The sequence below is a fragment of the Rhodococcus sp. IEGM1339 genome, assembly GCF_050321925.1.
Classification (GTDB): Bacteria; Actinomycetota; Actinomycetes; order Mycobacteriales; family Mycobacteriaceae; genus Rhodococcus; species Rhodococcus pyridinivorans.
In genome coordinates, this window is sequence record NZ_JBNQFT010000009.1 from 116,623 (window position 1) to 141,822 (window position 25,200).

At 67.9% G+C, this 25,200-nt stretch carries 20 protein-coding genes and 1 pseudogene; 9 read left to right on the forward strand and 12 right to left on the reverse strand.

The window, feature by feature from the left end; translation table 11 throughout:
• Positions 1-6 precede the first annotated feature (6 nt).
• Complete coding sequence (locus ACQR3U_RS11785; protein WP_033096310.1) at positions 7-864, reverse strand: MaoC/PaaZ C-terminal domain-containing protein; 858 nt, start codon at positions 862-864, stop codon at positions 7-9.
• Positions 865-2,211 (reverse strand): 3-oxoacyl-ACP reductase, encoded by a 1,347-nt coding sequence (locus tag ACQR3U_RS11790; RefSeq protein WP_019290889.1) that lies wholly within the window; start codon positions 2,209-2,211, stop codon positions 865-867.
• Between the two features lie 124 nt (positions 2,212-2,335).
• Between ACQR3U_RS11790 and ACQR3U_RS11795 the strand changes: the two genes are divergently transcribed.
• Positions 2,336-3,649: an acetyl-CoA C-acetyltransferase gene (locus ACQR3U_RS11795; protein ID WP_006552665.1), complete on the forward strand. Its 1,314-nt coding sequence runs from the start codon at positions 2,336-2,338 to the stop codon at positions 3,647-3,649.
• 230 nt (positions 3,650-3,879) lie between these two features.
• Complete coding sequence (locus ACQR3U_RS11800) at positions 3,880-6,459, forward strand: VanW family protein (RefSeq protein ID WP_428692121.1); 2,580 nt, start codon at positions 3,880-3,882, stop codon at positions 6,457-6,459.
• Between the two features lie 136 nt (positions 6,460-6,595).
• Here ACQR3U_RS11800 and ACQR3U_RS11805 read toward each other — a convergent pair whose 3' ends face one another.
• Complete coding sequence (locus tag ACQR3U_RS11805; protein ID WP_006552663.1) at positions 6,596-8,431, reverse strand: acyl-CoA dehydrogenase; 1,836 nt, start codon at positions 8,429-8,431, stop codon at positions 6,596-6,598.
• A gap of 97 nt (positions 8,432-8,528) precedes the next feature.
• A complete protein-coding gene (locus tag ACQR3U_RS11810; RefSeq protein WP_230810558.1) occupies positions 8,529-9,137 on the reverse strand; it encodes an SAM-dependent methyltransferase in 609 nt (202 codons plus the stop codon).
• 163 nt (positions 9,138-9,300) lie between these two features.
• Here ACQR3U_RS11810 and ACQR3U_RS11815 point away from each other — a divergent pair, with 163 nt between their 5' ends.
• Positions 9,301-10,323: a beta-ketoacyl-ACP synthase III gene (locus tag ACQR3U_RS11815; protein WP_230810557.1), complete on the forward strand. Its 1,023-nt coding sequence runs from the start codon at positions 9,301-9,303 to the stop codon at positions 10,321-10,323.
• Positions 10,324-10,364: 41 nt separating this feature from the next.
• Entirely contained in the window at positions 10,365-11,072 is a 708-nt protein-coding gene (locus ACQR3U_RS11820; protein WP_024102037.1) for an HNH endonuclease family protein, read from the forward strand.
• A gap of 32 nt (positions 11,073-11,104) precedes the next feature.
• Here the strand turns inward: ACQR3U_RS11820 and ACQR3U_RS11825 are convergent, their stop codons facing one another.
• Together ACQR3U_RS11825 and ACQR3U_RS11830 are read right to left on the reverse strand one after the other, a co-directional pair.
• Positions 11,105-13,225: a thiamine pyrophosphate-dependent enzyme gene (locus ACQR3U_RS11825; protein ID WP_230810556.1), complete on the reverse strand. Its 2,121-nt coding sequence runs from the start codon at positions 13,223-13,225 to the stop codon at positions 11,105-11,107.
• A 9-nt stretch (positions 13,226-13,234) separates the two neighbouring features.
• Positions 13,235-13,486: pseudogene (locus ACQR3U_RS11830) on the reverse strand (cytochrome P450); the annotation flags it as partial.
• A gap of 85 nt (positions 13,487-13,571) precedes the next feature.
• On the opposite strand from ACQR3U_RS11830, the gene ACQR3U_RS11835 reads away from it, so the two are divergent.
• The 3 genes from ACQR3U_RS11835 to crcB are packed head-to-tail and all read left to right on the forward strand — an operon-like array spanning position 13,572 to position 15,282.
• On the forward strand, positions 13,572-14,471 hold the full coding sequence (locus ACQR3U_RS11835; protein WP_230810555.1) for an alpha/beta fold hydrolase: 900 nt from the start codon (positions 13,572-13,574) through the stop codon (positions 14,469-14,471).
• Positions 14,456-14,917, forward strand: coding sequence for a fluoride efflux transporter FluC (locus ACQR3U_RS11840; protein ID WP_230810554.1), 462 nt, complete (start codon positions 14,456-14,458; stop codon positions 14,915-14,917). Before ACQR3U_RS11835 ends, ACQR3U_RS11840 begins: the two co-directional genes overlap by 16 nt.
• A complete protein-coding gene (gene crcB / locus ACQR3U_RS11845) occupies positions 14,914-15,282 on the forward strand; it encodes a fluoride efflux transporter CrcB (protein ID WP_064256207.1) in 369 nt (122 codons plus the stop codon). The genes ACQR3U_RS11840 and crcB overlap by 4 nt, the downstream gene beginning before the upstream one ends.
• Here the strand turns inward: crcB and aroD are convergent, their stop codons facing one another.
• The 3 genes from aroD to ACQR3U_RS11860 form a co-directional block, all read right to left on the reverse strand.
• Positions 15,283-16,053, reverse strand: a complete 771-nt coding sequence (gene aroD / locus ACQR3U_RS11850) for a type I 3-dehydroquinate dehydratase (protein WP_230810553.1) — start codon at positions 16,051-16,053, stop codon at positions 15,283-15,285.
• Positions 16,054-16,095: 42 nt separating this feature from the next.
• The gene (locus tag ACQR3U_RS11855; protein ID WP_230810552.1) at positions 16,096-17,739 is read right to left on the reverse strand and encodes an MDR family MFS transporter; all 1,644 of its coding nucleotides are present in this window, start codon (positions 17,737-17,739) and stop codon (positions 16,096-16,098) included.
• Positions 17,740-17,856: 117 nt separating this feature from the next.
• On the reverse strand, positions 17,857-18,180 hold the full coding sequence (locus ACQR3U_RS11860; protein WP_024102029.1) for a hypothetical protein: 324 nt from the start codon (positions 18,178-18,180) through the stop codon (positions 17,857-17,859).
• Positions 18,181-18,290: 110 nt separating this feature from the next.
• Between ACQR3U_RS11860 and ACQR3U_RS11865 the strand changes: the two genes are divergently transcribed.
• Entirely contained in the window at positions 18,291-19,865 is a 1,575-nt protein-coding gene (locus ACQR3U_RS11865) for a hypothetical protein (protein WP_230810551.1), read from the forward strand.
• A 4-nt stretch (positions 19,866-19,869) separates the two neighbouring features.
• On the opposite strand, the gene ACQR3U_RS11870 is transcribed toward ACQR3U_RS11865, so the two are convergent.
• Positions 19,870-20,250 (reverse strand): hypothetical protein, encoded by a 381-nt coding sequence (locus ACQR3U_RS11870; protein WP_016696235.1) that lies wholly within the window; start codon positions 20,248-20,250, stop codon positions 19,870-19,872.
• Between the two features lie 66 nt (positions 20,251-20,316).
• Positions 20,317-23,628, reverse strand: coding sequence for a bifunctional proline dehydrogenase/L-glutamate gamma-semialdehyde dehydrogenase (locus ACQR3U_RS11875; protein ID WP_230810550.1), 3,312 nt, complete (start codon positions 23,626-23,628; stop codon positions 20,317-20,319).
• A 180-nt stretch (positions 23,629-23,808) separates the two neighbouring features.
• Between ACQR3U_RS11875 and ACQR3U_RS11880 the strand changes: the two genes are divergently transcribed.
• Positions 23,809-24,594 carry a DUF1206 domain-containing protein gene (locus ACQR3U_RS11880; RefSeq protein ID WP_006552648.1) on the forward strand — a complete coding sequence of 262 codons (786 nt, stop codon included), beginning with the start codon at positions 23,809-23,811 and terminating at the stop codon, positions 24,592-24,594.
• Positions 24,595-24,597: 3 nt separating this feature from the next.
• On the opposite strand, the gene ACQR3U_RS11885 is transcribed toward ACQR3U_RS11880, so the two are convergent.
• On the reverse strand, positions 24,598-25,026 hold the full coding sequence (locus tag ACQR3U_RS11885; protein WP_230810549.1) for a hypothetical protein: 429 nt from the start codon (positions 25,024-25,026) through the stop codon (positions 24,598-24,600).
• Positions 25,027-25,200: the final 174 nt, after the last annotated feature.

Sequence of the window (25,200 nt, forward strand, 5' to 3'; positions counted from 1 at the left end):
CCCGCCCTACCGCAGGGTGGCGGTCAGGTGCGGGTACTGCTTCTTCGGATGCCGCAGTGCGAGATCCCATCCGTCGGCGACGTGCTGCGCATACAGGCTCAGCGACGACGGCAGCAGGACCGGCTTCCCGAATCGCACCGCGTAGGTCACCTTGCCGGGGATCCGTCCCTCGACCGCCGAGAGGGTGGCCGCCGCGCTCCACATGCCGTGGGCGATGGTCTTCGGGAATCCGAAGGCCTTGGCGCCCAGGGTCGACACGTGGATCGGGTTGCGGTCACCGGAGACCGCCGCATAGCGGTCGATGACCTTCTGGTCGACCCGCAGTGTGGAGGTGGGGACCGGGGGGATCTCCTCCTCCTTCGGCTCCGGCTTGGGCTGACCCGACAGCGACGTGCGCTGCTGGTGCAGGAAGGTCGACGTCTGCCGCCACACCAACTCGCGTCCGACGTTGACCTCGCTGACGAGATCGACGAGCAGGCCCTTACGGTGTTCGCGCATGTTCTCCGCGTGCACCGCGATGTCGAGCGGCTCGGTGACCGAGATCGGCCGGAACTGCTCGATCACGTTCTCGGCGTGCACCGAACCGACGGCGGCGAACGGAAAGCCCTTCGACACCATCAGTTTCATCACGAGCGGGAACGTGAGGATGAACGGATAGGTCAGCGGCAGGCTGTCGCCGAACCGCAACCCGCACACCTTGGTGTACTCGGCGAGATCGTCGGGATCGACCTTCAGCGACCGCAGGACCAGGACGTCGTCGGGCAGACTGTCGCCCGACGCGCCCACCACGGGCAGCGCCCCGAGTACGGCCCGGCTGTAGATGTCGAAGGTCGACGGCAGCGAGGGCAGTTCGATCCGTGCCATCTAGGCCCCCAGCATGGACTGGCCGCACACGCGCACGACCTGCCCGGTCACGGCGCTCGACGCGGGGTTCGCGAACCACGCGACGGTCTCGGCGACGTCGACGGTCTCACCGCCCTGCTGCAGCGAGCTCATCAGACGACCGGCCTCGCGGGTGGCAACCGGGATCGCGGCCGTCATGGCGGTCTCGATGAAGCCCGGAGCGACGGCGTTGACGGTGATCTTCTTGTCGGCGAGCGCCTCGCTGGTCGCCTGGACGAGGCCGATGACACCGGCCTTCGAGGCGCCGTAATTGGTCTGGCCGCGGTTACCGGCGATACCGGCGATCGACGACACGTCGATGACCCGGCCACCCTCCTTCAGCGCGCCCTTCTCGACGAGCACGTCGGTGATCTTCCGCGGGGCGATCAGATTCACGCCCATCACGGAATTCCAGCGAGCGGCGTCCATGTTGACGAGCAGCTTGTCGCGGGTGATGCCGGCGTTGTGGACGATGATGTCGGCGCCGCCGTGACGCTCGAGCAGGTGAGCGGCGAGCTTCTCGCCGGCGTCGGGGGCGGTGACGTCGAGCGCGAAGGCGGTGCCGCCGACCTTGTTGGCGGTCTGGGTCAGCGCGTCGCCTGCAGCGGGGACGTCGGCGGCGACGACGGTCGCGCCGTCGCGGGCGAGGACCTCGGCGATCGTCGCGCCGATGCCGCGGGCCGCGCCGGTGACGACCGCGACCTTGCCGGCAAGCGGGCGCTCCCAGGACTCGGGGGCGGTGGCGTCACCCTCACCGATGCGGATCACCTGGGCGTCGACGAAGGCCGACTTCGCCGAGAGCAGGAAGCGCAGCGTCGACTCCACGCCGGACAGGCCGGTCGCGGCCTTCGGGGAGACGTAGACGAGTTGCACGGTGGCACCGCGACGCAGTTCCTTGCCGACGCTGCGCGTGAAGCCCTCGAGGGCGCGCTGGGCGATGCGCTCGTCGACCGACCCGGCCTCCTCGGGCGTGGTGCCGAGGACGACGACGCGGCCGCTCGGGGCGAGATTGCGCAAGGTGGGCTGGAAGAACGTGAAGAGCTGTTCGAGCCCCGCGGGGTCGGTGATGCCGGTAGCGTCGAAGACGAGTGCGCCGAACTTCGTGTCGGACGGCTCGGCGAACGTGTAGTCGCTCAGGAGGTTGCGGATCGGTTCGACCAGGCGGCCGTTGCCGCCGAGCAGGACGGGGCCGGGGAGCGGGGGCTCGCCGGGCTGGTAGCGCCGGAGCTTCTCGGGCTGTGGCAGACCGAACTGCTTGGCGAGGAACGCTCCGGGTGCGGACGAGATGAGCTGGGCGTAGAGCTTGGGTGCGCCCTTGGCTTCGGCCACGATTCCACCTTCTTCGATTCGGTCGTCGTTGCAGTGTTCGACAGCAAGCGTGTTCGACAACAAACTTACCCGTGAGTAAGAATAGTAGCCAGAATTCGAATCCGTCCGAAACCGGGAGACACCAGTGACCACCAAAGCCCGTTCCACGCAGCAGCGCCGTGTCGCCGTTCTCGGAGGCAACCGGATCCCGTTCGCCCGGTCCGACCGCAAGTACGCCCGCGCGTCCAACCAGGACATGTTCACGGCCACCCTCGACGGTCTCGTCGGCCGCTTCAACCTGCAGGGTGAGCGCCTCGGTGCCGTCGTCGGCGGTGCGGTCCTCAAGCACGCCCGCGACTTCAACCTCGTCCGCGAGAGCGTGCTCGGCAGCGCGCTGAGCCCTTACACCCCGGCCTGGGATCTGCAGCAGGCCTGCGGCACCGGCCTGCAGTCGATCATCGCGGTCGGCGACGCCATCGCCGCCGGACGGATCGAGGCGGGTATCGGCGGCGGCGTCGACACCACCTCCGACGCCCCGATCGCCGTGAACAACCAGCTCCGCGAGTTCCTGCTCTCCCTGAACCGGGCCCGCACCACGGCCGACCGGGTCAAGCTGCTCGGCAACGTCCGCCCGTCGATGCTCGGCATCGAGATCCCGCGCAACGGCGAGCCGCGCACCGGCCTGTCGATGGGTGAGCACGCCGCGATCACCGCCAAGGAATTCGGTGTCTCCCGCGAGGCGCAGGACGAACTGGCCGTGGCGAGCCACCGCAACATGGCCGCCGCCTACGACCGGGGCTTCTTCGACGACCTCGTCACCCCGTTCCTCGGGCTGACCCGCGACGACAACCTGCGTCCCGACTCGTCGGTCGAGAAGCTGTCGACGCTGAAGCCGGTCTTCGGCACCAAGCTGGGCGACGCTACCATGACCGCCGGTAACTCGACGCCGCTCACCGACGGCGCGTCGGCCGCGTTGCTGGCGAGCGAGGAGTGGGCCGCCGAGCGCAAGCTCCCCGTGCTCGCCTACCTCGTCGACTCCGAGACCGCCGCGGTCGACTACATCCACGGTGGCGACGGGCTGCTCATGGCACCCACCTACGCCATCCCGCGCCTGCTGCAGCGCAACGGCCTGACCCTGCAGGATTTCGACTTCTACGAGATCCACGAGGCGTTCGCTTCCGTGGTGCTCGCCACCCTCCAGGCGTTCGAATCGGAGGAGTACTGCAAGGGCAAGCTGGGCCTCGACGCCCCGCTCGGCTCGATCGACCGCAGCAAGCTCAACGTCAACGGCTCGTCGCTCGCGGCCGGCCACCCGTTCGCCGCGACCGGCGGCCGGATCGTGGCCTCGCTGGCCAAGATGCTGCACGAGAAGAAGCAGGAGACGGGCAAGCCCGTCCGCGGCCTGATCTCCATCTGCGCCGCAGGTGGACAGGGTGTGACGGCGATTCTCGAGGCCTGATCGACCCCCCTCGGAAGTCGTTGAGAGAAAAAGTTCCGTTCGGTGTGTAACGCTCCGCGACGGACAGCGATAGACCCATCGACCCCGCGCTGCTGCCTGACCCCCGACCTGGTAGCAACGCGGGGTCTTCGCATTCCGGGCGCAGCCGCTCTGAACCGGGGCACTACCCTTGAAAGCAGGTAGTCGGCGCGCGAATTCGAAGGCGTGCCCAGCTTTGCGAAGGGATCTGGGTGAGCGGCAGCAACGGGACCGACGAGTCCCCTCACGAGCACGACGACGCACGGACCGAGAACATCGGTTCGTCGCCGGAATCCGCTCGTGAGGGTGAAGGCGCGTCGGCTCCTACCGAGCGGTTCGCAGCGGTCGATCCTCACCGGGAGGTGGCCGAGGCGAAGGCGAGCAGTGTCACCGAGTCGCAGGCGAGTGATGTGACCGAGTCGCAGGCGAGTGATGTGACCGAGTCGCAGGCGAGTGATGTGACCGAGTCGCAGGCGAGTGATGTGACCGAGTCGCAGGCGAGCGATGTGACCGAGCCGCACACCGAGCACCCGGCTGCCTCGCAGGCTCCCACAGAGGTCCTAGCCGATGGCACGAACCAGGCGCCTCCCACCGGTGCTGACGAACCCCCGACCCAGAAGGGCCATCCCTCGGAGGAGCCCACCGCGGTCATCCCGGTCGTCGCGCCGGGAAACCGGGCACCGGGTGACGGATCGTCCGCCGCCACCGATCGGCTCCTCCGTTTGCAGGGGGAACAGAACCCGGCACAGCCCGGTCCCGAACAGGCGGGGGCTCCCGTCCCACCCACGTCGACGGCAATGCCTTCGGCCGCCCACCCACCGCAGGGCGACCAGCAGACCCAGCAGATGCAGGCGGGTCCGCCGCCGCAGGGACCGCCTCCTGTCACTCCTCCGCCCACCGGCGGACCGCGAGGTTCCGGCGGAGACGGCGACGAACCGGGCAAGCCTGGATCGAATCTGCCCCGGCGCACGATCGCGCTCGTCGTCGGTGGCGTCGTCGCACTGTTCGCCGTGTTCTACGTGGCCGATCTGGCGTTGTCGTCGGGCAAGGTGCCGCGCGGTGTCACCGTCGCAGGTGTCGAGATCGGTGGCATGTCGCTCGACGCGGCGGAGGCAGAGCTCACCGAACAACTGACGCCGCGGCTCGACATGCCCGTCGACGTCACCGCCGGCGACACTCAGGGGCAGATCGTGCCCTCGGAGGCCGGGATCGGGATCGACTGGCCCGCGACCCTCGACCAGGTGGGTTCGCAGCCGCTCAATCCGTTCACGCGACTCGCGTCGTTCTTCGGGAACGACGAAGTCGGCGTGGTCTCCACACGCGACGAGGTCGCCCTGTCCGCAGCCATCGAAAAGGCCGCCGCTGCCGCCGCGCACGAACCGCGCGAGGGCAACATCGTCTTCGAGGACGGCACACCCGTTCCGGTGACGCCGCAGCCCGGCCAGCAGCTCGACGTCGCAGTCGCGGGCGACGTCTTCGCCGAGCGCTGGCCGTACGGTGATGTCTCGCTGCCCGTCGAGAGCGTCGACGTCACCGTCACCCGCGAGGGCCTCGACCGGGCGCTGGCGGAGGTCGCCGTTCCGGCCGTGGCACAGGATCTGGTCGTCCGGGGACTCGACGGGGCCGTCGGTGTGCTGCCGCGCGATGCGGTGGGCGCTGTCCTGTCGTTCGTGCCGGACGGTTCGGGCGGACTCGAACCGCAGTACGACACCGAGGCCGCGATCGGCATCCTGGCGCCGCAGCTCGCCCCGTCGGAGACCGAACCGAAGGATGCGCGGATCGTCCTCGACGGTGGTCGTCCGACGATCGTGCCCAGTGAGACAGGCGAGATGGTCGACTGGCCCGTCACCCTCGAGAGGTTGCCCGACCTGCTGAAGGAAGCGGGCGACCGCAGCACCGACGCGGTGTACAGGAAGGCCGAACCCGAACTCACCACCGAAGGCGCCGAGAAGCTCGGCATCAGGGAGGTGGTCTCGGAGTTCACCACCAGCGGCTTCGAATACGCTTCCGGCGTCAACATCCGGCTGGCCGCGCAGGAGATCAACGGCGCCATCGTGAAGCCGGGGGAGACCTTCTCCTTCAACGACTACACCGGTCCGCGCGGTGCGGCGCAGGGGTACATCGAGTCGGGCATCATCGAGGCCGGACGTCCCGGTAAGGCCGTGGGCGGTGGCATCAGCCAGCTCGCGACCACCCTCTACAACGCGACCTACTTCGCCGGGATGGAAGACGTCGAGCACACCGAGCACAGTTACTACATCTCCCGGTACCCGGCGGCCCGCGAGGCCACGATCTACGACGGCGCCATCGACCTGAAGTTCCGCAACCCGTTCGACACGGGCGTCCTGATCCAGACGATCGGCACGAGCTCGGACATCACGGTGCGCATCTGGGGCACCAAGACCGTCGACGTCCAGTCGGTCACCGGCAACCGCACGAACTTCACCTCGCCCAACACGATCACGTTGCCCGCCGGTTCGGCCTGCATTCCGTCGAGCGGCGCGCAGGGCTTCACCGTCACCGACACCCGGATCGTCACCGACGCACGGACGGGCGCGCAGATCTCGAGCGCGACCCGCACGGTCCGGTACGACCCGGTCCCGATCGTGAAGTGCATCAGCCCCGAACCGGAACCGAGCGACGAGCCCTCGGGCGGCGGCGACGCGACCTCCGGCGACACCGGATCGGAGGACGCCGAGGCCGAGGACGCACCGGCGCCCGCACCCGAATCGCCTGCGGCCGAAGCGCCGGCAGTCGAGGCACCTGCAGCGGGTGGAACCGAAGAGGAGTAGCGGACGTCCTCGAAACTTCGGGGAGGTTGTGTGCGGTTCCGGTGAACGACGAGACCGACGTCGTGTGCGAAATCCGTGGGGGAAATCGCGCACAACGTCGGTCTCGTCTATCGCGCTACCGCCGTGAGCGGTTCGATCAGAACGCTGCTTCGTCGAGCTCCATGATGTCGAGGTCGACGTCGGTGATGATCTGACGCGCGACGCTCAGCTCCGGCAGGACGTTCTTGGCGAAGAAGGACGCGGCCGCGACCTTGCCCTCGTAGAACGCCTTGTCCGAGGCATCGACGCCGGCATCGAGCGCGGAGAGAGCGATCTCGGCGTGCTCGAGCAGCAACCAGCCGATCATCAGGTCGCCGAACGCCTCGAGGAAGCGGACCGAACCGAGGCCGACCTTGTACAGCTCGGTGGGCTGTTCCTGCGCACCCATGAGGTACTGGGTGAGCGTCGCGACCATCGTCTGGGTCTCGCCGAGCGCGGTGGCCAGGAGCGTGCGCTCCTTCTTCAGACGCTGGTCGGCGTCGTCGCGCTCGACGAACTTCTTGATCTCACCGGCGATGTGGGCGAGCGCCACGCCACGGTCGCGGGCGATCTTGCGGAAGAAGAAGTCCTGCGCCTGGATGGCCGTGGTGCCCTCGTACAGCGAGTCGATCTTCGAGTCGCGGATGTACTGCTCGATCGGGTAGTCCTGCAGGAAGCCCGAACCGCCGAGGGTCTGGAGCGAATCCTTCAGGTACTGGTAGGCCCGCTCGGAGCCGCAACCCTTGACGACCGGCAGCAGCAGGTCGTTGATGCGGTGCGCGAGAGCGGCGTCGGCACCCGAGACCTGCTCGGCGACGACGTCGTCCTGGTGCGCCGCGGTGTACAGGTACACGGCGCGCAGGCCCTCGGAGTAGGCCTTCTGCATCGCCAGCGAACGCCGCACGTCCGGGTGGTGCATGATCGACACGCGCGGGGCGGTCTTGTCGGACATCTGGGTCAGGTCGGCGCCCTGGATGCGCTCCTTGGCGTAGTCGAGGGCATTGAGGTAGCCGGTCGACAGGGTCGCGATGGCCTTTGTGCCGACCATCATGCGGGCGTGCTCGATGACGTCGAACATCTGTGCGATGCCGTTGTGGACCTCGCCGACGAGCCAGCCCTTGGCCGGAACGCCGTGGCCACCGAAGGTGACCTCGCAGGTCGCGGAGGCATTGAGGCCCATCTTGTGTTCGACGTTGGTGACGAACACGCCGTTGCGCTCGCCCAACTCGTCCTTCTCGAAGTCGAAGTGGAACTTCGGGACGAAGAACAGCGACAGGCCCTTGGTGCCGGGGCCGGCACCCTCGGGGCGGGCGAGGACGAGGTGGAAGATGTTCTCGAACAGGTCGTCGGAGTCGGCCGAGGTGATGAACCGCTTGACACCTTCGATGTGCCAGGAGCCGTCGTCCTGCTTGATCGCCTTGGTGCGACCGGCGCCGACGTCGGAACCGGCGTCGGGCTCGGTGAGGACCATGGTGGCGCCCCAGCCGCGCTCGACGCAGGTGGCGGCCCACTTCTTCTGCTCATCGGTGCCGTTGTCGTAGAGCACGCCTGCGAAGGCGGGGCCGGCCGCGTACATGAAGGCCGCGGGCTGGGCGCCGAGCATCATCTCGTTGACGGCCCACAGGAGGCTGCGCGGTGAGTCGGTGCCGCCGAGCTCCTCGGGGATGCCCATGGACCAGTAACCGGCGTCCCACCAGGCGCGGAACGACTTCTTGAACGGCTCGGGAAGCGACACCGAATGGGTCTCGGGGTCGAAGACCGGCGGGTTGCGGTCGGCGTCGGCGAAGCCTTCGGCTGCCGGCCCCTCGGTCAGTGTCTTGACCTCGGCGAGGATGCCGCGCGCGGTGTCCTCGTCCAGGTCGCCGAACTTGCCTGCTTCGAGGACCTTCTGAATCTTCAGGAACTCGAAGAGGTTGAACTCGAGGTCGCGGAGGTTGCTCTTGTAATGGCCCATGTCGTCGGTGTCTCCCAGTGTGGTGCGGTCCAGCTGGCTTCAAGTACCGCCCAAGTTATTACTCGTCGGTAACATCTCCATGTTACTCGTCGGACAACTAACTGCCAAGAGGTGGTTTGCTCGCCACGACGAGCGCGTCGATCGCGGTTCCCGCATCGGTTTCCCGATATCGCCGTTCGGCAATCCTGATGTCCAATCTGCCGTCGATTTCCTCGACGAGATCGGTTGGTGTGTAGAGGATTTCCTTGTCCTGGGGTCCGCCCACTCCTTCGTCGGGATTTATTGCGTCGTGCCCCAGGAATATGAGGATTCCGTCAGGTTTCAGTGAATTGATCGCGTGGTCGAGAAGCGCCTTCCGCTGTGGCGGAGAAAAATGCAGGAAGACCGAGAGGATCAGGTCATACTCTCCGTCGAACGAGTCGGTCGTCACATCCGCGCGGACGTAGCGGAGCCGGTCTCGTGAGCGGGACGGCGCCTGCGCAGCGACCTGCCGAGCCTTGTCGAGGGCGACCTCGGAGAAGTCGACGCCCACGACTTCCCATCCGCGCGTCGCCAACCACAGGGAGTGGCGACCTTCACCGCAGCCGAGATCGAGGGCGCGACCGTGCGGTAGCGACGCCACGTGTTCGACGATCACCGGATTGGGCGGCGCGCCCCAGATCAGTTCCGACGCCGCGTACTTCTCGTTCCAGGCCTGTGCATCCATGACCGCGACGCTAGCCTCGCGTGGCGATTGGGACCCCCGCTTGCGGTGAGGGTTACGGAAGCGCATCGTCGGGGTAGCGCTGTGACGAAATCGTGACCTGCGATATCGTTGACCGGATGCGATGTGCCGACACGCGGTACGTCGAGGAGGAGGAGTTCGTCTGATGGGTGCACAGATCGCTGTCCCTGCCCCGCTGAGGAACAGCGCGCTGCTCGGTCTGGGTGTGCACCGCCCCGAGCGCATCGTCACCAACGACGAGATCTGCCAGCAGATCGACTCGAGCGACGAATGGATCCAGTCGCGCTCCGGCATCAAGGAGCGCCGCTTCGCGAAGCAGCATCCGGAGGAGTCGGTCGTCGACATGGCGACGAGCTCCGCCGAGCAGGCCCTCGTGGCCGCCGGCCTCACGGGTGCGCAGATCGACACCGTGATCGTCGCGACCTCCACCTACCCCTTCCAGACCCCGCAGGCCGCGGCTCTCGTCGCCGAACGCATCGGCACCGGCGGTGCCGCTGCGCTCGACATCCAGGCCGGCTGCGCGGGCTTCTGCTACGCCCTCGGTGTCGCCTCCGATCTCGTGCGCGCCGGAACGGCCGAGCACGTGCTCGTCGTCGGTGTCGAGCGCATGAGCGACACCACCGAGCCCACCGATCGTTCGGTGCGCTTCATCTTCGGCGACGGGGCCGGTGCCGTGGTCGTCGGCCCGTCCGACGAGGTCGGCGTCGGTCCCACCGTCTGGGGCTCCGACGGTTCGCAGGCCAACGCGATCCGTCAGGAACCCGACTGGGTCGATTTCGCCACCAACCCGGACCAGAAGCGTCCCTGGATCATCATGGAGGGCACCGCGGTCTTCCGCTGGGCCGCCTTCGAGATGAGCAAGTTCGCCCGGCAGATCGCCGACAAGGCCGGCGTGGCCCTCGCGGACCTCGACGCCTTCGTCCCGCACCAGGCCAACCTGCGCATCAACGACGTCATCGTCAAGCAGCTCGAACTGCCCGAGACCGTCGCGGTCGCCGACGACATCATCGAGACCGGCAACACCTCCGCCGCGTCCATCCCGCTGGCGATGGAGAAGATGCTGCGCACCGGCCAGGTCGGGGTCGGATCCACCGCGCTGCTCCTCGCGTTCGGTGCCGGCCTGTCCTATGCGGGCCAGGTCGTGAAGATGCCCCCGCTCGCGAAGTAGGAAGCAGCGGTAGCAATACGACTTCGTAGCAGTATCGACATATGGCGAGTATTCGCACGTCGTCCGTTCCCCGTTGGGTCTGGATCCTGTGCTTCGTCGTGGTCTCCGTGGCCGTCGTCCTCCTCGAACCGATGGGGGACGACGAGCCGGGCGGTACCGGCGGGGGCACGGTCGAGAACCCCTCCGAAGCCCTCGAGGCGCTGGAGGCATTGCCCGTCCGGCCCGCCGAATCGCAGAGCGGCTACGACCGCTCACTGTTCGGCTCGGCGTGGACCGACGAAGTGACCGTCGACCTGGGGCGCAACGGCTGCGACACTCGTAACGACATCCTGCAGCGCGATCTCGTCGACGTCTCCTTCGAGCCCGGGAAGAAGCAGTGCACGGTCACTGCCGGCACGCTCGAGGACCCGTACACGGGGAAGACGATTTCCTTCCGTCGCGGGGTCGAGACCTCGTCCGCCGTGCAGATCGACCACGTCGTCGCCCTGTCGGATGCGTGGAAGAAGGGCGCCCGCCATCTCGACGACCAGCAGAAGCGGAATCTTGCGAACGATCCGCGCAACCTGATCGCCGTCGACGGCCCCACCAACCAGGGCAAGGGCGACTCCGACGCGTCGGAGTGGCTGCCGCCGAATACCGCCTTCCATTGCGAGTACGTCGTGCGGCAGATCGAGGTGAAGACGACCTACGAACTGTGGGTCACCCAGGCTGAACACGACGCGATGTCGCGGATCCTCTCCTCCTGCTGATACCGCTTCCTGCTGATACCGCTTCCTGCTGATCACGCCTCCAGCAGGGCCCGCGCGATGTCGTCCTCCGACATCAGTACGTGCGCCGCGGCCGGCCCGAGGGGCACGTAGCTGTCGTGGGAGGTGACCCGCGTGATCCGGCCCTGCCACGCATCGTCGACGAGCGTCGCGACGACCGATTCCGCGACACCTCCGCTGCGGCGCGTCTCGTCGACCACCACCACGCGCTCGAAGCGGCGGACGTGTTCGAGCAGCGCGGTCGTCGGCAGCGGCGACAACCACTGCAGGTCGAGGACGGTTGCCGCGACTCCCGCGCGACGGACGGCACGCAGACTCATCGGCACCCCGTTCCCGAAAGTCACCACCAGCACGTCGCGCCCGTCGCCGTAGACGCACACCGATCCCGGTGGAAGCCCGGCGGTGTCGGGGATCTGCTGCCACAGTCCGTCGCCCTCGTCGTAGAGGTCGCGCCGGTGGTACAGCGCGATCGGTTCCAGGTAGACGCACACCCGGCCCTCCTGACGAGCCAGCTCGACGCACGTGCGCAGCAGGGCGCCGGCCGTGGCGGGTGAACTCGGCACGGCCAGCACGAGACCGGGGATGTCGCGCAGCACGGCGACGGAATCGTCGTTGTGGAAGTGCCCGCCGAAGCCGCGCTGGTAGGGCAGGCCAGCGATGCGCACGACCATCGGATTGCGGTACCGCCCGTCGGAGAAGAACGCCAGACTCGCCGCCTCCCCGCGCAACTGGTCCTCGGCGTTGTGCAGGTAAGCCAGGTACTGGATCTCCGGGATCGGCAGCATGCCCGCGACGGCGAAGCCCAGCGCGGTGCCGAGGATCGTCTGCTCGTCGAGCAGGGTGTCGAACACGCGCAGGCGCCCGAAGCGCTCCTGCAGCCCTCGGGTGACGCCGTAGACCCCGCCTTTGAGGCCGACGTCCTCGCCGAACACGCAGGCGTGGGGATCCTCCTCGAGGAGCTGTCCGAGCGTGCGGGTGACGGCCCGGGCGAGCGTGAGCGGTTCACCGGCAGGATGCGGATCGTCGTCGACGAGCACGAGCCCGGATTCGAGCGGACGCATCACGTCGGCGGCGGTCGCCAGTCGCGGCGGCCGGGTCAGTGAGTCCGCGACGGAGCCGACCTCGACCCGTATCCGCTCGTACCGGTCGAGAACCCCTGCCGCATCGAGCATTCCGCGTGCGACGAGTTCACGGGCCGTACCCACCAGTGGGTCCCGCTCGTGGTCCGCGGCAAGATCCGACGGGCTGCGGTAGGCCGACTCGACGTCGGAACCGGCATGGCCGAGGAAACGCACTGCCCGCACGTGCAACAGGACCGGAGCCCGGGTCGTGCGCACCGTCTCCACGGCATCGGTTGCGGCAGTGAGCATCTCCACCGCATCGGCGCCGTCCACCGACCCGTACTCGATCCCCGGATACGACGACAGCGACCGCTCGAGCCAGCCGGGCGGGGTGGGCACACTGATGCCGAGTCCGTTGTCCTCACACACCAGCAGCAACGGCAACGGCAACCCGCGGTGCCGGCAGTAGGCGGCCGCGTTCAGGGCGCCGACGGCCGTCGAATGGTTCGCCGAGGCATCACCGAAACTGCACATCACCACCGAATCCCACGGCCACGCCGCGTCGAGCCCGAGTCGCTGCATCCGCGGTAGCGCGAGGGCGAGACCGACGGCCCGCGGCATGTGCGAGGCGATGGTCGACGTCTGCGGCAGGATGTTCAGGCCGGCGTTGCCGAACACCTTGTGCCGGCCCGCCGAGATCGGATCGAGCGTGGACGCCGCACATCCGGCGAGCACGTCGCGGATCGGGGCACTGTCCTCGACGAGCGACGCGCGAGCCGCGTAGAAACCGCCCGAACGGTAGTGCAGCAGAGCGGGATCCGTCACCCGCGTGCACAGGCCCAGCGCGGCGTTCGATTCGTGGCCCGCCGATGCGATGGTGTAGAAGCCTTCGCCGCGTCCCTGCAGGGTGCGGGCCGCGACATCGAGGTGCCGCGACTGCACCTGGGCGTCGAAGTACCGCACCAACAGGTCGTCGTCGACCCGCCGGTCGACCGGACGCGTCGGCGGTGCGTGCCCGGGCAGAGCGCGCACCGCGGTGACGAAACGTTCGTCGAGTTCGTCGGCGGCGGTCACTCCTTCTTTCTACGCCCGATCACCTCGGAAAGAGGTGGATCGACCCCCGTCGTTCGGGAACGGCAACGACGTGAAGTTCATCGGCGCGACGTAGTCGGCCGGCACGTGCCAGCGGAAACGCAACAGCAGATGGTGCAGCACCGTCTTGATCTCCGCTCCCGAGAAATGCATGCCCAGGCACCGATGCGCGCCACCGCCGAAGGGCGCCCACGCGTACTTGTGCACCTTGTCCTCGCGGCGCTCCGGCGAGAACCGCTCGGGAAGCGTGCATCACATCTCGGTTGCGTCGATTCGTCCCACGGGACGGTCGCTGGTCGGGCGTGCGGGTGCGTGCCATGCTGGCGCCATGGACGTCGAACGCCCCAAGCTCGAAGGCACCGTCGCGGTCGGGGAGGGCCGCCGGCTCGGTTTCGCCGAGTTCGGGTCGGCCCAGGGCCGCGCGGTGTTCTGGCTGCACGGCACGCCGGGTGCGCGCCGCCAGGTTCCCATCGAGGCCCGCGCCTTCGCCGAACGGAACCACATCCGCCTCATCGGGATCGACCGCCCGGGGATCGGCTCGTCGACACCGCACATCTACGAGAACGTCCTCGCGTTCAGCGACGACCTGCGCATCGTCGCCGACACCCTCGGGGTCGACCGCATGGCCCTCGTCGGACTGTCCGGCGGCGGCCCCTACACCCTCGCCGCGGCCTATGCACTGCGCGAACGGGTCGTCGCGGCTGCGGTCCTCGGCGGTGTGGCACCGGTCGTCGGTCCCGAGTCGATCGACAGCAACCTGATGAAGCTGGGCGCCTTCGTCGCGCCGGCACTGCAGACCGCGGGCGTCCCCATCGGCGTGGCGATGAGCGCGGCGATCCGCGTGGTGCGCCCGTTCGCGTCGCCGATCATCGACCTGTACGGACGGTTCTCACCCGAGGCCGACCGCCGCCTGCTCGCCCGTCCCGAGTTCAAGACGATGTTCCTCGACGACCTGCTCAACGGCAGCCGACGTCAGATCTCCGCGCCGTTCGCCGACATCGTCGTGTTCACCCGCGACTGGGGTTTCCGCGTCTCCGACGTGAAGGTGCCCGTGCGGTGGTGGCACGGCGACACCGACCACATCATCCCGATCGAACACGGCCTGCACATGGTGGACCTGCTGCCCGACGCCCAGTTCCACCACCTGCCCGGCGAGAGTCATCTCGGGGGTCTCGGTGCGTCGGAGGAGATCCTCACTACGGTTCTGAAGTTATGGGACCAGGACTGACCGAGGGCGAACGCCCGCTGCCGAGAGCGCTGCACCTGCGACCGTCGGCGCTGGCGGCGGTCGCCGTGGGCGGTCTGCTCGGGACGAGTGCCCGCTACGGCCTCGGCCGGTGGTTCCCCGTCGAGTCCGGGGGCTGGCCGGTCACGACCTTCGCGATCGACGTCCTCGGTGCGCTGCTGCTCGGATTCCTGCTCGAGGCACTGATCCGCATCGGTCCCGACACCTCCTGGCGTCAGGTGGTCCGGCTCGGGGTGGGCACCGGTGCGCTGGGCTCGTTCACCACCTACAGCGCGCTCGCGGTCGACACCGACCTGCTGCTGCGCGACGGTGAACTCGTCGCCGCGGCAACCTATGCGCTCGGCACGGTGCTCGTCGGCCTTCTCGCGACCGGCATCGGTGTCGCGCTGGGCGCGTGGTTCGGGAGTCGCCGAGGGACACGGCGATGATCGCGGTGTGGGTGGCGTTGGCAGGCAGCGCCGGTGCGGTGACGCGGTTCGTCGTCGACAGTGCTCTGCGTGCCCGCTCCGGATCGTCCCTGCCGTGGCCGACCGTGCTGATCAACGTCATCGGTTCGTTGCTGTTGGGGCTGCTCACCGGTGCGGTGCTGTTCCACGACGCCGCCGCGGAGTTGCTCGCCGTCGTCGGGGTGGGGTTCTGCGGCGGGTTCACCACCTTCAGCACGACCAGCGTCGACTCCGTCCGCCTGATCGTGGCGCGCCGCTACGGTGCCGCCTGCGCGATCGCGCTGGGCACCCTGGCGACCACGCTCATCGCGGCGGCCGCCGGGCTCGCTCTCGCCGCCGTGTGGTGATCAGCGAGCGCGGTCGATGAGGCGGAGCACCGAGCGCAGTTCGTCGGCGTCGACCTGCCCGGGTGCCGAGGCGGTGCCGACCATCCCGAACGTCGCCGCCGATCCGAAGACCTGCCCGGCGATCCGCGACACCACGCCGAGGCCGCCCATCGACATGGTGATCAACGGGCGGTCGGCGTGGTCCTCGTGCATGGTGCGGGTCGCGTCGAGCAGGGTGAGCACGTCGGCCGTCGACTGCGGCATGACAGCGATCTTGCAGATGTCGGCGCCGAGTTCCTGCATCTCGCGTAGCCGCGCGACGATCTCGTCCTTCGGCGGAGTGGCGTCGAAGTCGTGGTTCGACGCCACCACCGCAACACCGCAGGCGTGGGCCGCCGCGACGATCCGCTCGACGGCGGCACGGCCGCGGCGGTACTCGACGTCCACCAGATCCACCGCGCCGCTCTCGGCGAGCGCGACCGTCAGATCGGCGTACGCCTCGTCGTCGATCGCGATCTCGCCGCCCTCGTCGGCGGTGCGGCAGGTCGCGAGCAGGGGAGTGCCCTGCAACTGCTCGGACAACGAGCCGGCCTGCGCGACCACCGAGGCGACGTCGTCGACGGTGTGGAAGAAGTCCACGCGCCATTCGACGACGTCGGCCCGCTCGGCGACGGCCGCGATCTGTTCGCGCAGCACCTCGGGGGTGCGGCCGGTGACGGGGACGAGGATCGTGGGTGCGCCTTCACCGATCACCACGTCCTTGACGCGAACCGGTGTGATCGTTCGTCCCACGTGCCGTCTCCGTTCCCTCGTCCGATGATCGGCCCTATTCGATCACGACCGCTTCGAACCGCTGTCCGCAGTGTCCGCACCGGACTCGGTCCCCTCGACGACCACGACGGCGTCGTCCTTCGCCGCCTTCGACGGGTCGGCGATCGCCTCGCCACGCGCGACCATGAGTGCTTCGTCGGAGAGCGGGATCTCCTTGATGAAGCACGCCAGGACGAATGCGATGAGCAGGAACGGGATGAGGTACCAGAACACCGGCGCCAGCGAGTCGGCGTAGGCGTCGACGATGCCTTCGCGGACGGGATCGGGCAGCAGCTTCATCGCCGCCGGATCGACGGTCGCGGTGGCCTGGCCGGCCTGCTCCGGTGTCGCACCGGCCGCGGTGAAGACCTCGACGAGCTTCTCCGCCAGGCGGTTGGTGAAGATGGTGCCGAAGATCGCGACACCGAGCGCCGCACCGACCTCACGGAAGTAGTTGTTCGAGCTCGTCGCGGTACCGATCTCGTCGGCGGGCACCGCGTTCTGCACGATCAGGATGACGACCTGCATGATCAGGCCGAGACCCAGACCGAAGACGAACAGCATCGAGCAGATCACCCACAGGGGGGTGTCGCCCTCGAGCGTGGTCAGCCACAGCATGCCCGCCGCGGTGATGAGCGAACCGACGATCGGATAGATCTTGTAGCGCTGGGTCTTGGTGATGGCCAGACCCGAGCCGATCGAGGTGATCATCAGACCGGCCATCATCGGCAGCAGCAACAGACCCGAGACCGCGGCCGAGGTGCCCGACGACATCTGCAGGAAGGTCGGCATGAACGCGATCGCCGAGAACATGCCGAGGCCGAGGACGAAGCCGATGGCCGTGGCGTTGACGAAGATCGAGTTGCGGAACAGCGACAGCGGGATGATCGGATCCTGCGCCCGCGACTCGACGAGCACGAACAGGCACACGAACACCACGAGTCCGGCGCCGAACATCCACGTGAGCGGAGCGGTCCAGCCGCGATCGGCGTCGCCACCGAAATCCGTGAAGAAGATCAGGCAGGTCGTGGCGAGGGAGAGCGTGAGCACGCCGAGGATGTCGATCCGCTTCGTCGGCTTCTTCACCGGCAGGCGCAGCGCGAACCAGGTGATGACGAACGCGATGATGCCGACCGGCACGTTGATGTAGAAGCACCACTCCCACGTCAAGTGGTCGACGAAGAAGCCGCCGATCAGCGGGCCACCGACGGCCGACAGACCGAAGATCGCGCCGAGCGGGCCCATGTACTTACCGCGTTCGCTCGCGGGCACGATGTCGGCGATGATCGCCTGCGACAGGATCATCAGACCGCCACCGCCGAAGCCCTGGATCGCGCGGAAGACCACGAAGGTCCAGAAGTCGTCGGTCATCGAGCACGCCGCGGAGGCGAGGGTGAACACGCCGATCGCGGTGAGGAACAGGTACCGGCGCCCGAAGACGTCGCCGAACTTGCCGTAGATCGGCATCACGATGGTCACCGCGAGCAGGTAGGCGGTGGTGATCCACGCCTGGTGTTCGACGCCGCCGAGTTGCCCGACGATCGTGGGCATGGCAGTGGAGACGATCGTCTGGTCCAGGCTGGCGAGCATCATGCCCGCGATGAGCGCGGAGAAGATGATCCAGATCCGTCGCTGGGTGAGAACCAGAGGTTCCGAAGTGGTGGTCACGGTGTTCCTGTCGGAATAGGAATATCGAGCTGTCAGGCGAAGGTGACCTGCACAGAGGTGAGGCGATCGGAAATTGTTGCACTCGGTAACTTCTGCTGCAAGGCAATTTCCTCCAGGTCACTCGAACCAGGACCGCACGGGCGGTTTGACCCACATGATCTTCTCGTCCTCGTCGGTGCGGACCGCTGCCGGATGATCCGGGTGCTTCTGCGCCCACGCCGTCTTCTCGTCCATCAATCTCGCGGCGAGTTCCCAGGTCTCCATCGTGCGCGGCGGATGCGCATCCGCGGCCCGCGCCAGCTTGCGTCGCGTCTCGTCGGTCATGGCGAGCAGTTCGGCTCCCGAGATGCCGCGGTTCCATGCATACCGGGCCAGGGTCACGGCCTTGTCCCGCCGGTTCTTCTCGGCGCGATCGGTGTGGGCGAAGTCGGCGTCGCTCATGCTCCGAAGGTACGCGCCGGCCCGGATCGGGTTCACCGTCGACGATCCCGGATCCGGCCACGACGGTGCTGCCGTCTGTCTACCCTCGATGAGGGGGCCGAGGAGGCGTGATGACGGCCGACGAGATCCCGGAGGGCACACCCGACACGGTCGTGGCCCGTGCCGCCCGGCCGCCGCGGGTGCCGGTGTTCGACCCGACCCTCGGCATCGACGTTCCCCGGTCCTTCCGCGGCACACCGCCACACCGATTGGTGGCGCTCGGCGACTCCCTGCTGCAGGGCTTCCGGAGCGGCGCGATCTACAACACCGACGTCTCCGTCCCGGCGATCGTCGCCCACGAGCTCGGCGCCGATCTCCGATACCCGCGCTTCGGTGGACCGGGCGGACTGCCGCTGAACGTCGAAGTGCTGTTGCGCCGGATCGAGGAGCGGCACGGATCGACGCTCGAACCGTGGGAGCTGCCGACGGCGCTGTTCACGGCGCGCGGCTTCATGGACGAGGTCGAGGACTACTGGGAACGCGGACCCGGCGCGACACCACCGCTCGTCGGATATCTCCACAACCTGTCGTGTTTCGGCTGGGATCTGCGCGACGCGCTGCAGAAGACCGCCCGCGTCTGCGCCGAACGCATCGCAACACCCCGCGACGATCTCGTGCGGCAACTCGTCGAGAACAACGGGGAGCGGGCGGCGCTGTACGTCTATCCGAACACCGACGACCGGCGCCGCGAGATGACACTGTTCGACGTCGCGGCCGAACTCGGTGCCGAGCACGACGGCGACACCGAGGCGGGCATCGAGACACTCGTCGTCTTCCTCGGTTCGAACAACGCGCTGCAGACCGTCACCGAATTGCAGGTCGTGTGGAGCGGCGACGACTTCCGCGACCTCGACGCGAAACAGGCCTACACGATCTGGCGGCCCGAACATTTCGACAGCGAGTTCGCGGCGGTCGTCGCGAAGCTCCGCGACATCGACGCGCGGCACGTGGTGCTGTGCACCGTCCCGCACGTCACCATCGCCCCGATCGCCCGGGGGATCGGGACGAAGAACGGCTCGCCGTACTTCCCCTACTACACCCGGCCGTGGGTGGACGCGCGCCGCTTCGATGCGAGCCGCGACGAACACATCACCGGTGCGCAGGCCCGCATGGTCGACGCCGCGATCGACCTGTTCGACGAGACGATCACCGAAGCGGTCGCCGACGCGCGACGTGCCGGACTGGACTGGTATCTGCTCGACACCGCGGGCATCCTCGACCGCCTGGCCGCGCGCCGCTACGTCGACGACCTCGATGCGCGACCCGCGTGGTGGCAGCCGTACCCGCTACCGCCGACGCTCGCCGCGCTCGACCCGGTACCGGACACGCGTTTCCTGTCGGCCGACGGTCACGGCGGTCGCGACAGCGGGGGATTGTTCTCCCTGGACGGTGTGCACCCGACGACGGTCGCCTACGGGATCCTCGCCCAGGAGATCATCGACGTGATGGTGCGTGCCGGCGTCGAATTCCGCTCGCCGAACGGAACGGTGCGAAACGGTCCTGTCGCCGTGGATTTCGAGCGTCTGCTCCGGCACGACACCCTTGTGCGTACGCCACCGCAGAACATCGATTCGACGCTGTCGATCCTGGGGTGGGTCGACGAGGTGCTCGACGTGTTCCGGGTGCAGTTGCGTTTCGGTCTGTGAGGGATCAGGTCAGGTTGATGACGTGAGCGTGTGTCGCCACGGCGTCCTGCATCTTCTTCCGCGACAGCGAGCGCGGACCGCACGCGCATCCCGACGGAATGGCGTCGTCCTCGAACTGCGTCACCTCCAGGGTGTCCACATACTCTGAATTGAGTGATGTGCCGTTGTGCGGTGTCGCTTCGCGGTCGCGGTTGCCGCGGCCGCCGGGACCGCTGCGGGAGACCACGACCTGACCCTCGGTGGTGTTGTACACCGCCGCTACGGTGTGGCCCTTGGGACAACGAACCTTGAGGACGGCCTTCTCGGTGCGCTGGGGTCCGAGTTCCTTCACTGCGGCGAGTGCGAGCTTGCGACGTTCGGTAGGGGGTGTCGTGGCGATATCCATTTTCCTATTCCACCTCACAGTGTCGGGGTTCACAGGGCTTCGGCAGAACCGCTTCGGGGTTTGTTTTCAGATGATCTCGTCGGTGAGCCGGTGCGGTGTGCCGAATCGATGAGCGGTGATCGTGACGGACTGTTCGTCCAGGAACGGCAGCATTTCGATTCGTCCGGATCCGGTCACCGGATGGTCGAACACCGCGATGTCGCATCGGGTGTTCCATTCGGCGGGCGGCGCTGCGCCGATCAGGCGGACACGCGCCGGGGTCGTGTCGACGATCCGTTCCTCCCATTCCACATCACTCTCCACGCGCACGCGACCGCCGAAACGTGCTGTATTCGAGCATCTTACGAGATCGACGGCGAAAGCCGAAGAGATTTCCACCGGCGCGCCCGCCCGGGCCGCGGCACCGAGCACGCGCACGAGTTCGTCGGGCCGCCCGGCCTCACCGAGGCGTACGTGTGTGCGAACGGGCCGGTACCGGAACAGGTTCCGCTCTGCCGAGAGTCCCGTGATATCCTGTGCCACAGCGAATTCCGACGTCCATGCTCGCTCGTCGTCCTCGAACGCCCGGCGCAGCGTGTCCTCGTCCCAGGCGCACGGTTCCCAGGAACCGAAGCCGAAGAGATAGTTCGGCCCGCCCGCCTTGAAGCCCGCTCCCACCGACGACTTCTTCCAACCCCCGAAGGGTTGCCGTCGCACGATGGCACCGGTGATACCGCGATTGACGTACACATTCCCGGCCTGCACCCGATCGAGCCAGCGGGCGATCTCGTCCGAATCCAGCGAGTGCAGACCCGCCGTGAGCCCGTAGTCCACCTCGTTCTGGATCGCGATCGCCTCGTCCAGATCGGCCGCGGTCATCACCCCCAGCACCGGACCGAAGAACTCGACGAGATGCGTGCGCGACCCGCGTCGCACCCCGGTGCGCACACCGGGCGTCCACAGCCGGCCCTCCTCGTCGAGCCGGCGCGGTTCGACGAGCCACGACTCGCCGTCGTCGAGTTCGGTGAGCGCGGTGAGCAGTTTGCCCTGCGCCGGTTCGATCAACGGCCCCATACGTGTTCGCGGATCGTGCGCAGGCCCGACCGGCAGTGACCGCACCGCGTCGACGAGCTGGTCGCGGAACCGGCGGGAGGTCGCCACGGAGCCGACGAGGATCACGAGCGACGACGCCGAGCACTTCTGCCCGGCATGCCCGAACGCCGACTGCACGACGTCGCGCACCGCCAGATCCGGATCGGCGCTCGGCGTCACGACGATCGCGTTCTTGCCGCTCGTCTCGGCGAGCAGTCGCATCCCCGGACGCAGCGAACGGAAGAGTTCGGCGGTCTCGTAGGCACCGGTGAGCACCACCCGGTCGACGCGCGGGTCGGAGACGAGCTTCGTGCCCAGCGACCGTTCGTCGGCGTGGACGAGGTGCAGGACGTCGCGGGGCACGCCGGCATCCCACATCGCCTCGGCGAGCACCGACCCGCACCGAGCCGTGAGCGTCGCGGGCTTGAGGACCACCGCCGAACCGGACGCCAACGCCCCGAGCGTCGACCCCGCCGGGATCGCGACCGGGAAGTTCCACGGCGGCGTCACGACGGTGAGGGTCGACGGCACGAACCGCGCACCGCCGATCTCGTCGAGCGCGCGGGCCCGCTCGGCGTAGTACCGCGCGAAGTCGATCGCTTCCGAGACCTCCGGATCGGACTGGTCGAGCGTCTTACCGCCCTCGGCCGCCATCACCTCGAGCAGATCGGCGCGCCGCGCCTCGAGCACATCGGCCACCTGTTCGAGGATCCGTGCGCGTTCGGCACCGCTGCGGGCACCCCAGACACGACCGGCCGCGTTCGCGTCGACCAGCACGCGCTCGAGGTCGTCCTCGGAGGAGAGGGTGTGGGCGCGCACGGTGTCGATACCGAGTTTCGACGACGGCACCCGCTCGAGGATGCGGCGCCCCCACTCCCGGTTCTGCGGCAGGGACGGATCGGTGTCCGGCGTGTTCGTGAACACCGGCGGCGCAGGGGTGGGAGGACCCTGCCGGTTCTGCGTGCGGTTGGGGGAGGGGACGCTGTCGTCGAGCGCCGCCACCGACGCACGGAACCGCTGCTCCTCGCGTCCGAACAGGGCGGGATCGTCGGCCAGATCGAACACCGCCGACATGAAATTCTCCTGCCCCGAACCCTCGTCGAGCCGACGCACCAGATACGAGATCGCGACGTCGAACTCGTCGGGGCGGACGACGGGTGTGTAGAGCAACAGGCTGCCGACGTGTCGACGGATCACCTCGGCCTGGCTCTGCGCCATGCCGAGGAGCATCTCGAAGTCGATCCCGTTGCGCACCTGCCGGCGACCGGCGAGCTCCCACGCGTAGGCGATGTCGAAGAGATTGTGCCCGGCCACCCCGATCCGCACGTTCTCGATCCGCTCGGGCGTGAACGCGTAGTGCAGCAGCCGCTTGTAGTTCGTATCGGTCTCCTGCTTGGTGCTCCACGTCGCGAGCGGCCATCCGTGCAGCGACGCGTCGACCCGTTCCATCGGCAGGTTGGCGCCCTTGACCACCCGGATCTTGATCGCGGCGCCGCCGCCTGCGCGTCGCGCCGCCGCCCACCGCTGCAGTTCGATCATGGCGGTCAGGGCGTCGGGCAGATACGCCTGCAGCACGATTCCGGCCTCGAGATGGAGGAACTCGGGACGGTCGAGCAGCGTCGTGAACGCCGCGACCGTCACGTCCAGGTCGTGGTACTCCTCCATGTCGAGATTGACGAACTTCGGCGTCGGCGAGGTCGCGGCGAGACGGTACAGCGGGGTGAGCCGCTCGACGATGTCCGCGACGGTCTCGTCGAACGCCCATGGCGAGTGCGGCGCGACGGCCGCCGAGACCTTGAGCGAGACGTAGTCGACGTCGTCACGTGCCAGCAACGCATGGGTGCCCTCGAAACGGCGACGCGCCTCGGCCTCGCCGAGGACGGCTTCGCCCAGCAGGTTGAGGTTGAGCCGGATGCCGGGTCGTTGCAGTCGTGCGATGGCCCGGCCCAGCGCGGCATCGTCGGTGTCGACGACGAGGTGCCCGACCATCGTCCGGAGCGCGCGACGCGCGGCGGGGACGACGAGGTGCGGGAAGCGGGGACCGATCGCACCGCCCGCCCGCACGGCCGCGCGAAGGTGGACGGGAAGGAAATCCGGTATGTTCCGCGACAATTCGGCAAGGGCATGCGCTGCGGTCGCCGGATCCTCGGGGCGGATGACCTCGTCGACGAAGCGCACGGTGAACTCGAGTCCGTGGGGATCCTTCAGAACGTCGGCGAGGTGGCGGGCCGCACGGTCGGGTGCGACCTTCGACGATTCCTCCACCCACCGGCGGGCCAGGGCGACAGCATCCTCGACGATCCGCACGATGCGCCTCCGATCGACGGCGTTTCGAACCTGACGCCAATCTACCCACCGGAGCCGGTTCGCGTTTGCGGTCCGCGGTGCCGGGAATACAGCGCGAAGGGGACAGTCCCGACCGATGAGGAGACGAGAGTGAACCGTCAGGCCCCCGCGTCACGTGGCGCGGCGTCATCCGCCGAGCGCATGGCGCAGAACGGTGTATTCGAGAAGTTCGCACGTGCCGGCTACGTCGGCAGTGGCATCGTGCACCTGCTCATCGGCTACCTCGCGATCAGGGTCGCGTTCGGTCGCGGCGAGCAGGAGGCGTCGCAGTCCGGTGCGATGGCGGAACTGGGCGAGCAGCCCGGCGGGAAGATCGCGTTGTGGATCGCCGTCGTCGTCTTCGTGATGATGGGCCTGTGGCGGTTCGCCGAGGCTACCTTCGGCAAGGCGTCCGAACCGGAACAACCCGACGCCGACATGAAGGACAAAGCGTTCGACCGGTTCAAGGCCGCCTGCGTCGGTGTCGTCTATCTCGCCTTCGCGTACACCGCGTTCGGGTTCGCCCGCGGCAGCGGCAAGTCCAGTGGTGAACAGAACGCGGGTCTGACGGCGAAGCTGCTGCAGTCCGGTGCCGGCAAGTTCGTCCTCGTCGTCGCGGGACTCGTCATCCTCGGTGTGGGCGCGTACCACGTCTACAAGGGTGCGTCGAAGAACTTCGTCGACGATCTGAAGAGCCACCCGAGCACGTTCGTGAAACGTCTCGGGCTTGTCGGTTACGTCGCGAAGGGTCTCGCGCTCGGTCTCGTCGGTGTTCTGGTGATCGTCGCGGTCTTCCAGGCCGACCCGCAGAAGGCAGCGGGCCTCGACGGTGCTCTGAAGACGTTGGGCTCGCAGCCTTTCGGTACGGTGCTGCTCGTTCTCATGGGCCTCGGCATCGCGGTCTACGGCCTCTACAGCTTCGTCATGGCCCGCGACGCGAAGATGTGACGCTCAGTCGTCTGCGTCGTCGAACCAGAACGACTCGGTCGCGACGTAGTGGAGGGTCGGTGGGCCGGGCAACTCGAACTCGATCGCGCCCACCGGCCGCAGCTCCCCGTCGTTGTCTTCGCAACTGGCGCTCGCGATGTTGAGTCCTGCGGCGATCCCGGTGAACTCGAGGGTCTGGTAGTTCGCTCCGAAGATCTCCGCGATTCCGGACTCGCCGGTGCCGAGCGCCGCGACGCAGATGAAGGGGTGGTCCTCGTCCGGTGGGGACGTGTACATCAGCTTCACCAGCACGGTGTCTCCGCGGGTGCTGACCGTCCACAATCCTCGGGTGTCCGTATCCGCCGCTGCGCTCGCGGCGGGTGCGAAACCGGCGAGCAGTGCGAGCGGTGCGAGCAACGAGACCGTCGCACGCAGGGTCCTGCGATGGTTCATGGGATCTCCTCGGAACCGCGGTGAGTCCCCGACATATTCATCGTCCGCACTCGATATCCGGGGAACGGGCGAATCGGATGTTCGTGAAGAAGACGTGACGGTGAGGAGATCGTCGTACCCGGTCCGTGACTCCCCGGGTCACGAAGAGCTACCGCCTCGACCCAAGTAGTTGAC

What these genes read in the sequence shown, in the direction of transcription:
- ACQR3U_RS11865 (WP_230810551.1), top strand. Translation starts at nt 18,291, where the DNA reads ATGACGGCCGACGAGATCCCGGAGGGCACACCCGACACGGTCGTGGCC.
- ACQR3U_RS11870 (WP_016696235.1), bottom strand. Translation starts at nt 20,250, where the DNA reads ATGGATATCGCCACGACACCCCCTACCGAACGTCGCAAGCTCGCACTC.
- crcB (WP_064256207.1), top strand. Translation starts at nt 14,914, where the DNA reads ATGATCGCGGTGTGGGTGGCGTTGGCAGGCAGCGCCGGTGCGGTGACG.
- ACQR3U_RS11880 (WP_006552648.1), top strand. Translation starts at nt 23,809, where the DNA reads ATGGCGCAGAACGGTGTATTCGAGAAGTTCGCACGTGCCGGCTACGTC.
- ACQR3U_RS11820 (WP_024102037.1), top strand. Translation starts at nt 10,365, where the DNA reads ATGGCGAGTATTCGCACGTCGTCCGTTCCCCGTTGGGTCTGGATCCTG.
- ACQR3U_RS11785 (WP_033096310.1), bottom strand. Translation starts at nt 864, where the DNA reads ATGGCACGGATCGAACTGCCCTCGCTGCCGTCGACCTTCGACATCTAC.
- ACQR3U_RS11815 (WP_230810557.1), top strand. Translation starts at nt 9,301, where the DNA reads ATGGGTGCACAGATCGCTGTCCCTGCCCCGCTGAGGAACAGCGCGCTG.
- ACQR3U_RS11835 (WP_230810555.1), top strand. Translation starts at nt 13,572, where the DNA reads ATGGACGTCGAACGCCCCAAGCTCGAAGGCACCGTCGCGGTCGGGGAG.
- ACQR3U_RS11885 (WP_230810549.1), bottom strand. Translation starts at nt 25,026, where the DNA reads ATGAACCATCGCAGGACCCTGCGTGCGACGGTCTCGTTGCTCGCACCG.
- ACQR3U_RS11860 (WP_024102029.1), bottom strand. Translation starts at nt 18,180, where the DNA reads ATGAGCGACGCCGACTTCGCCCACACCGATCGCGCCGAGAAGAACCGG.
- ACQR3U_RS11805 (WP_006552663.1), bottom strand. Translation starts at nt 8,431, where the DNA reads ATGGGCCATTACAAGAGCAACCTCCGCGACCTCGAGTTCAACCTCTTC.
- ACQR3U_RS11840 (WP_230810554.1), top strand. Translation starts at nt 14,456, where the DNA reads ATGGGACCAGGACTGACCGAGGGCGAACGCCCGCTGCCGAGAGCGCTG.
- ACQR3U_RS11810 (WP_230810558.1), bottom strand. Translation starts at nt 9,137, where the DNA reads ATGGATGCACAGGCCTGGAACGAGAAGTACGCGGCGTCGGAACTGATC.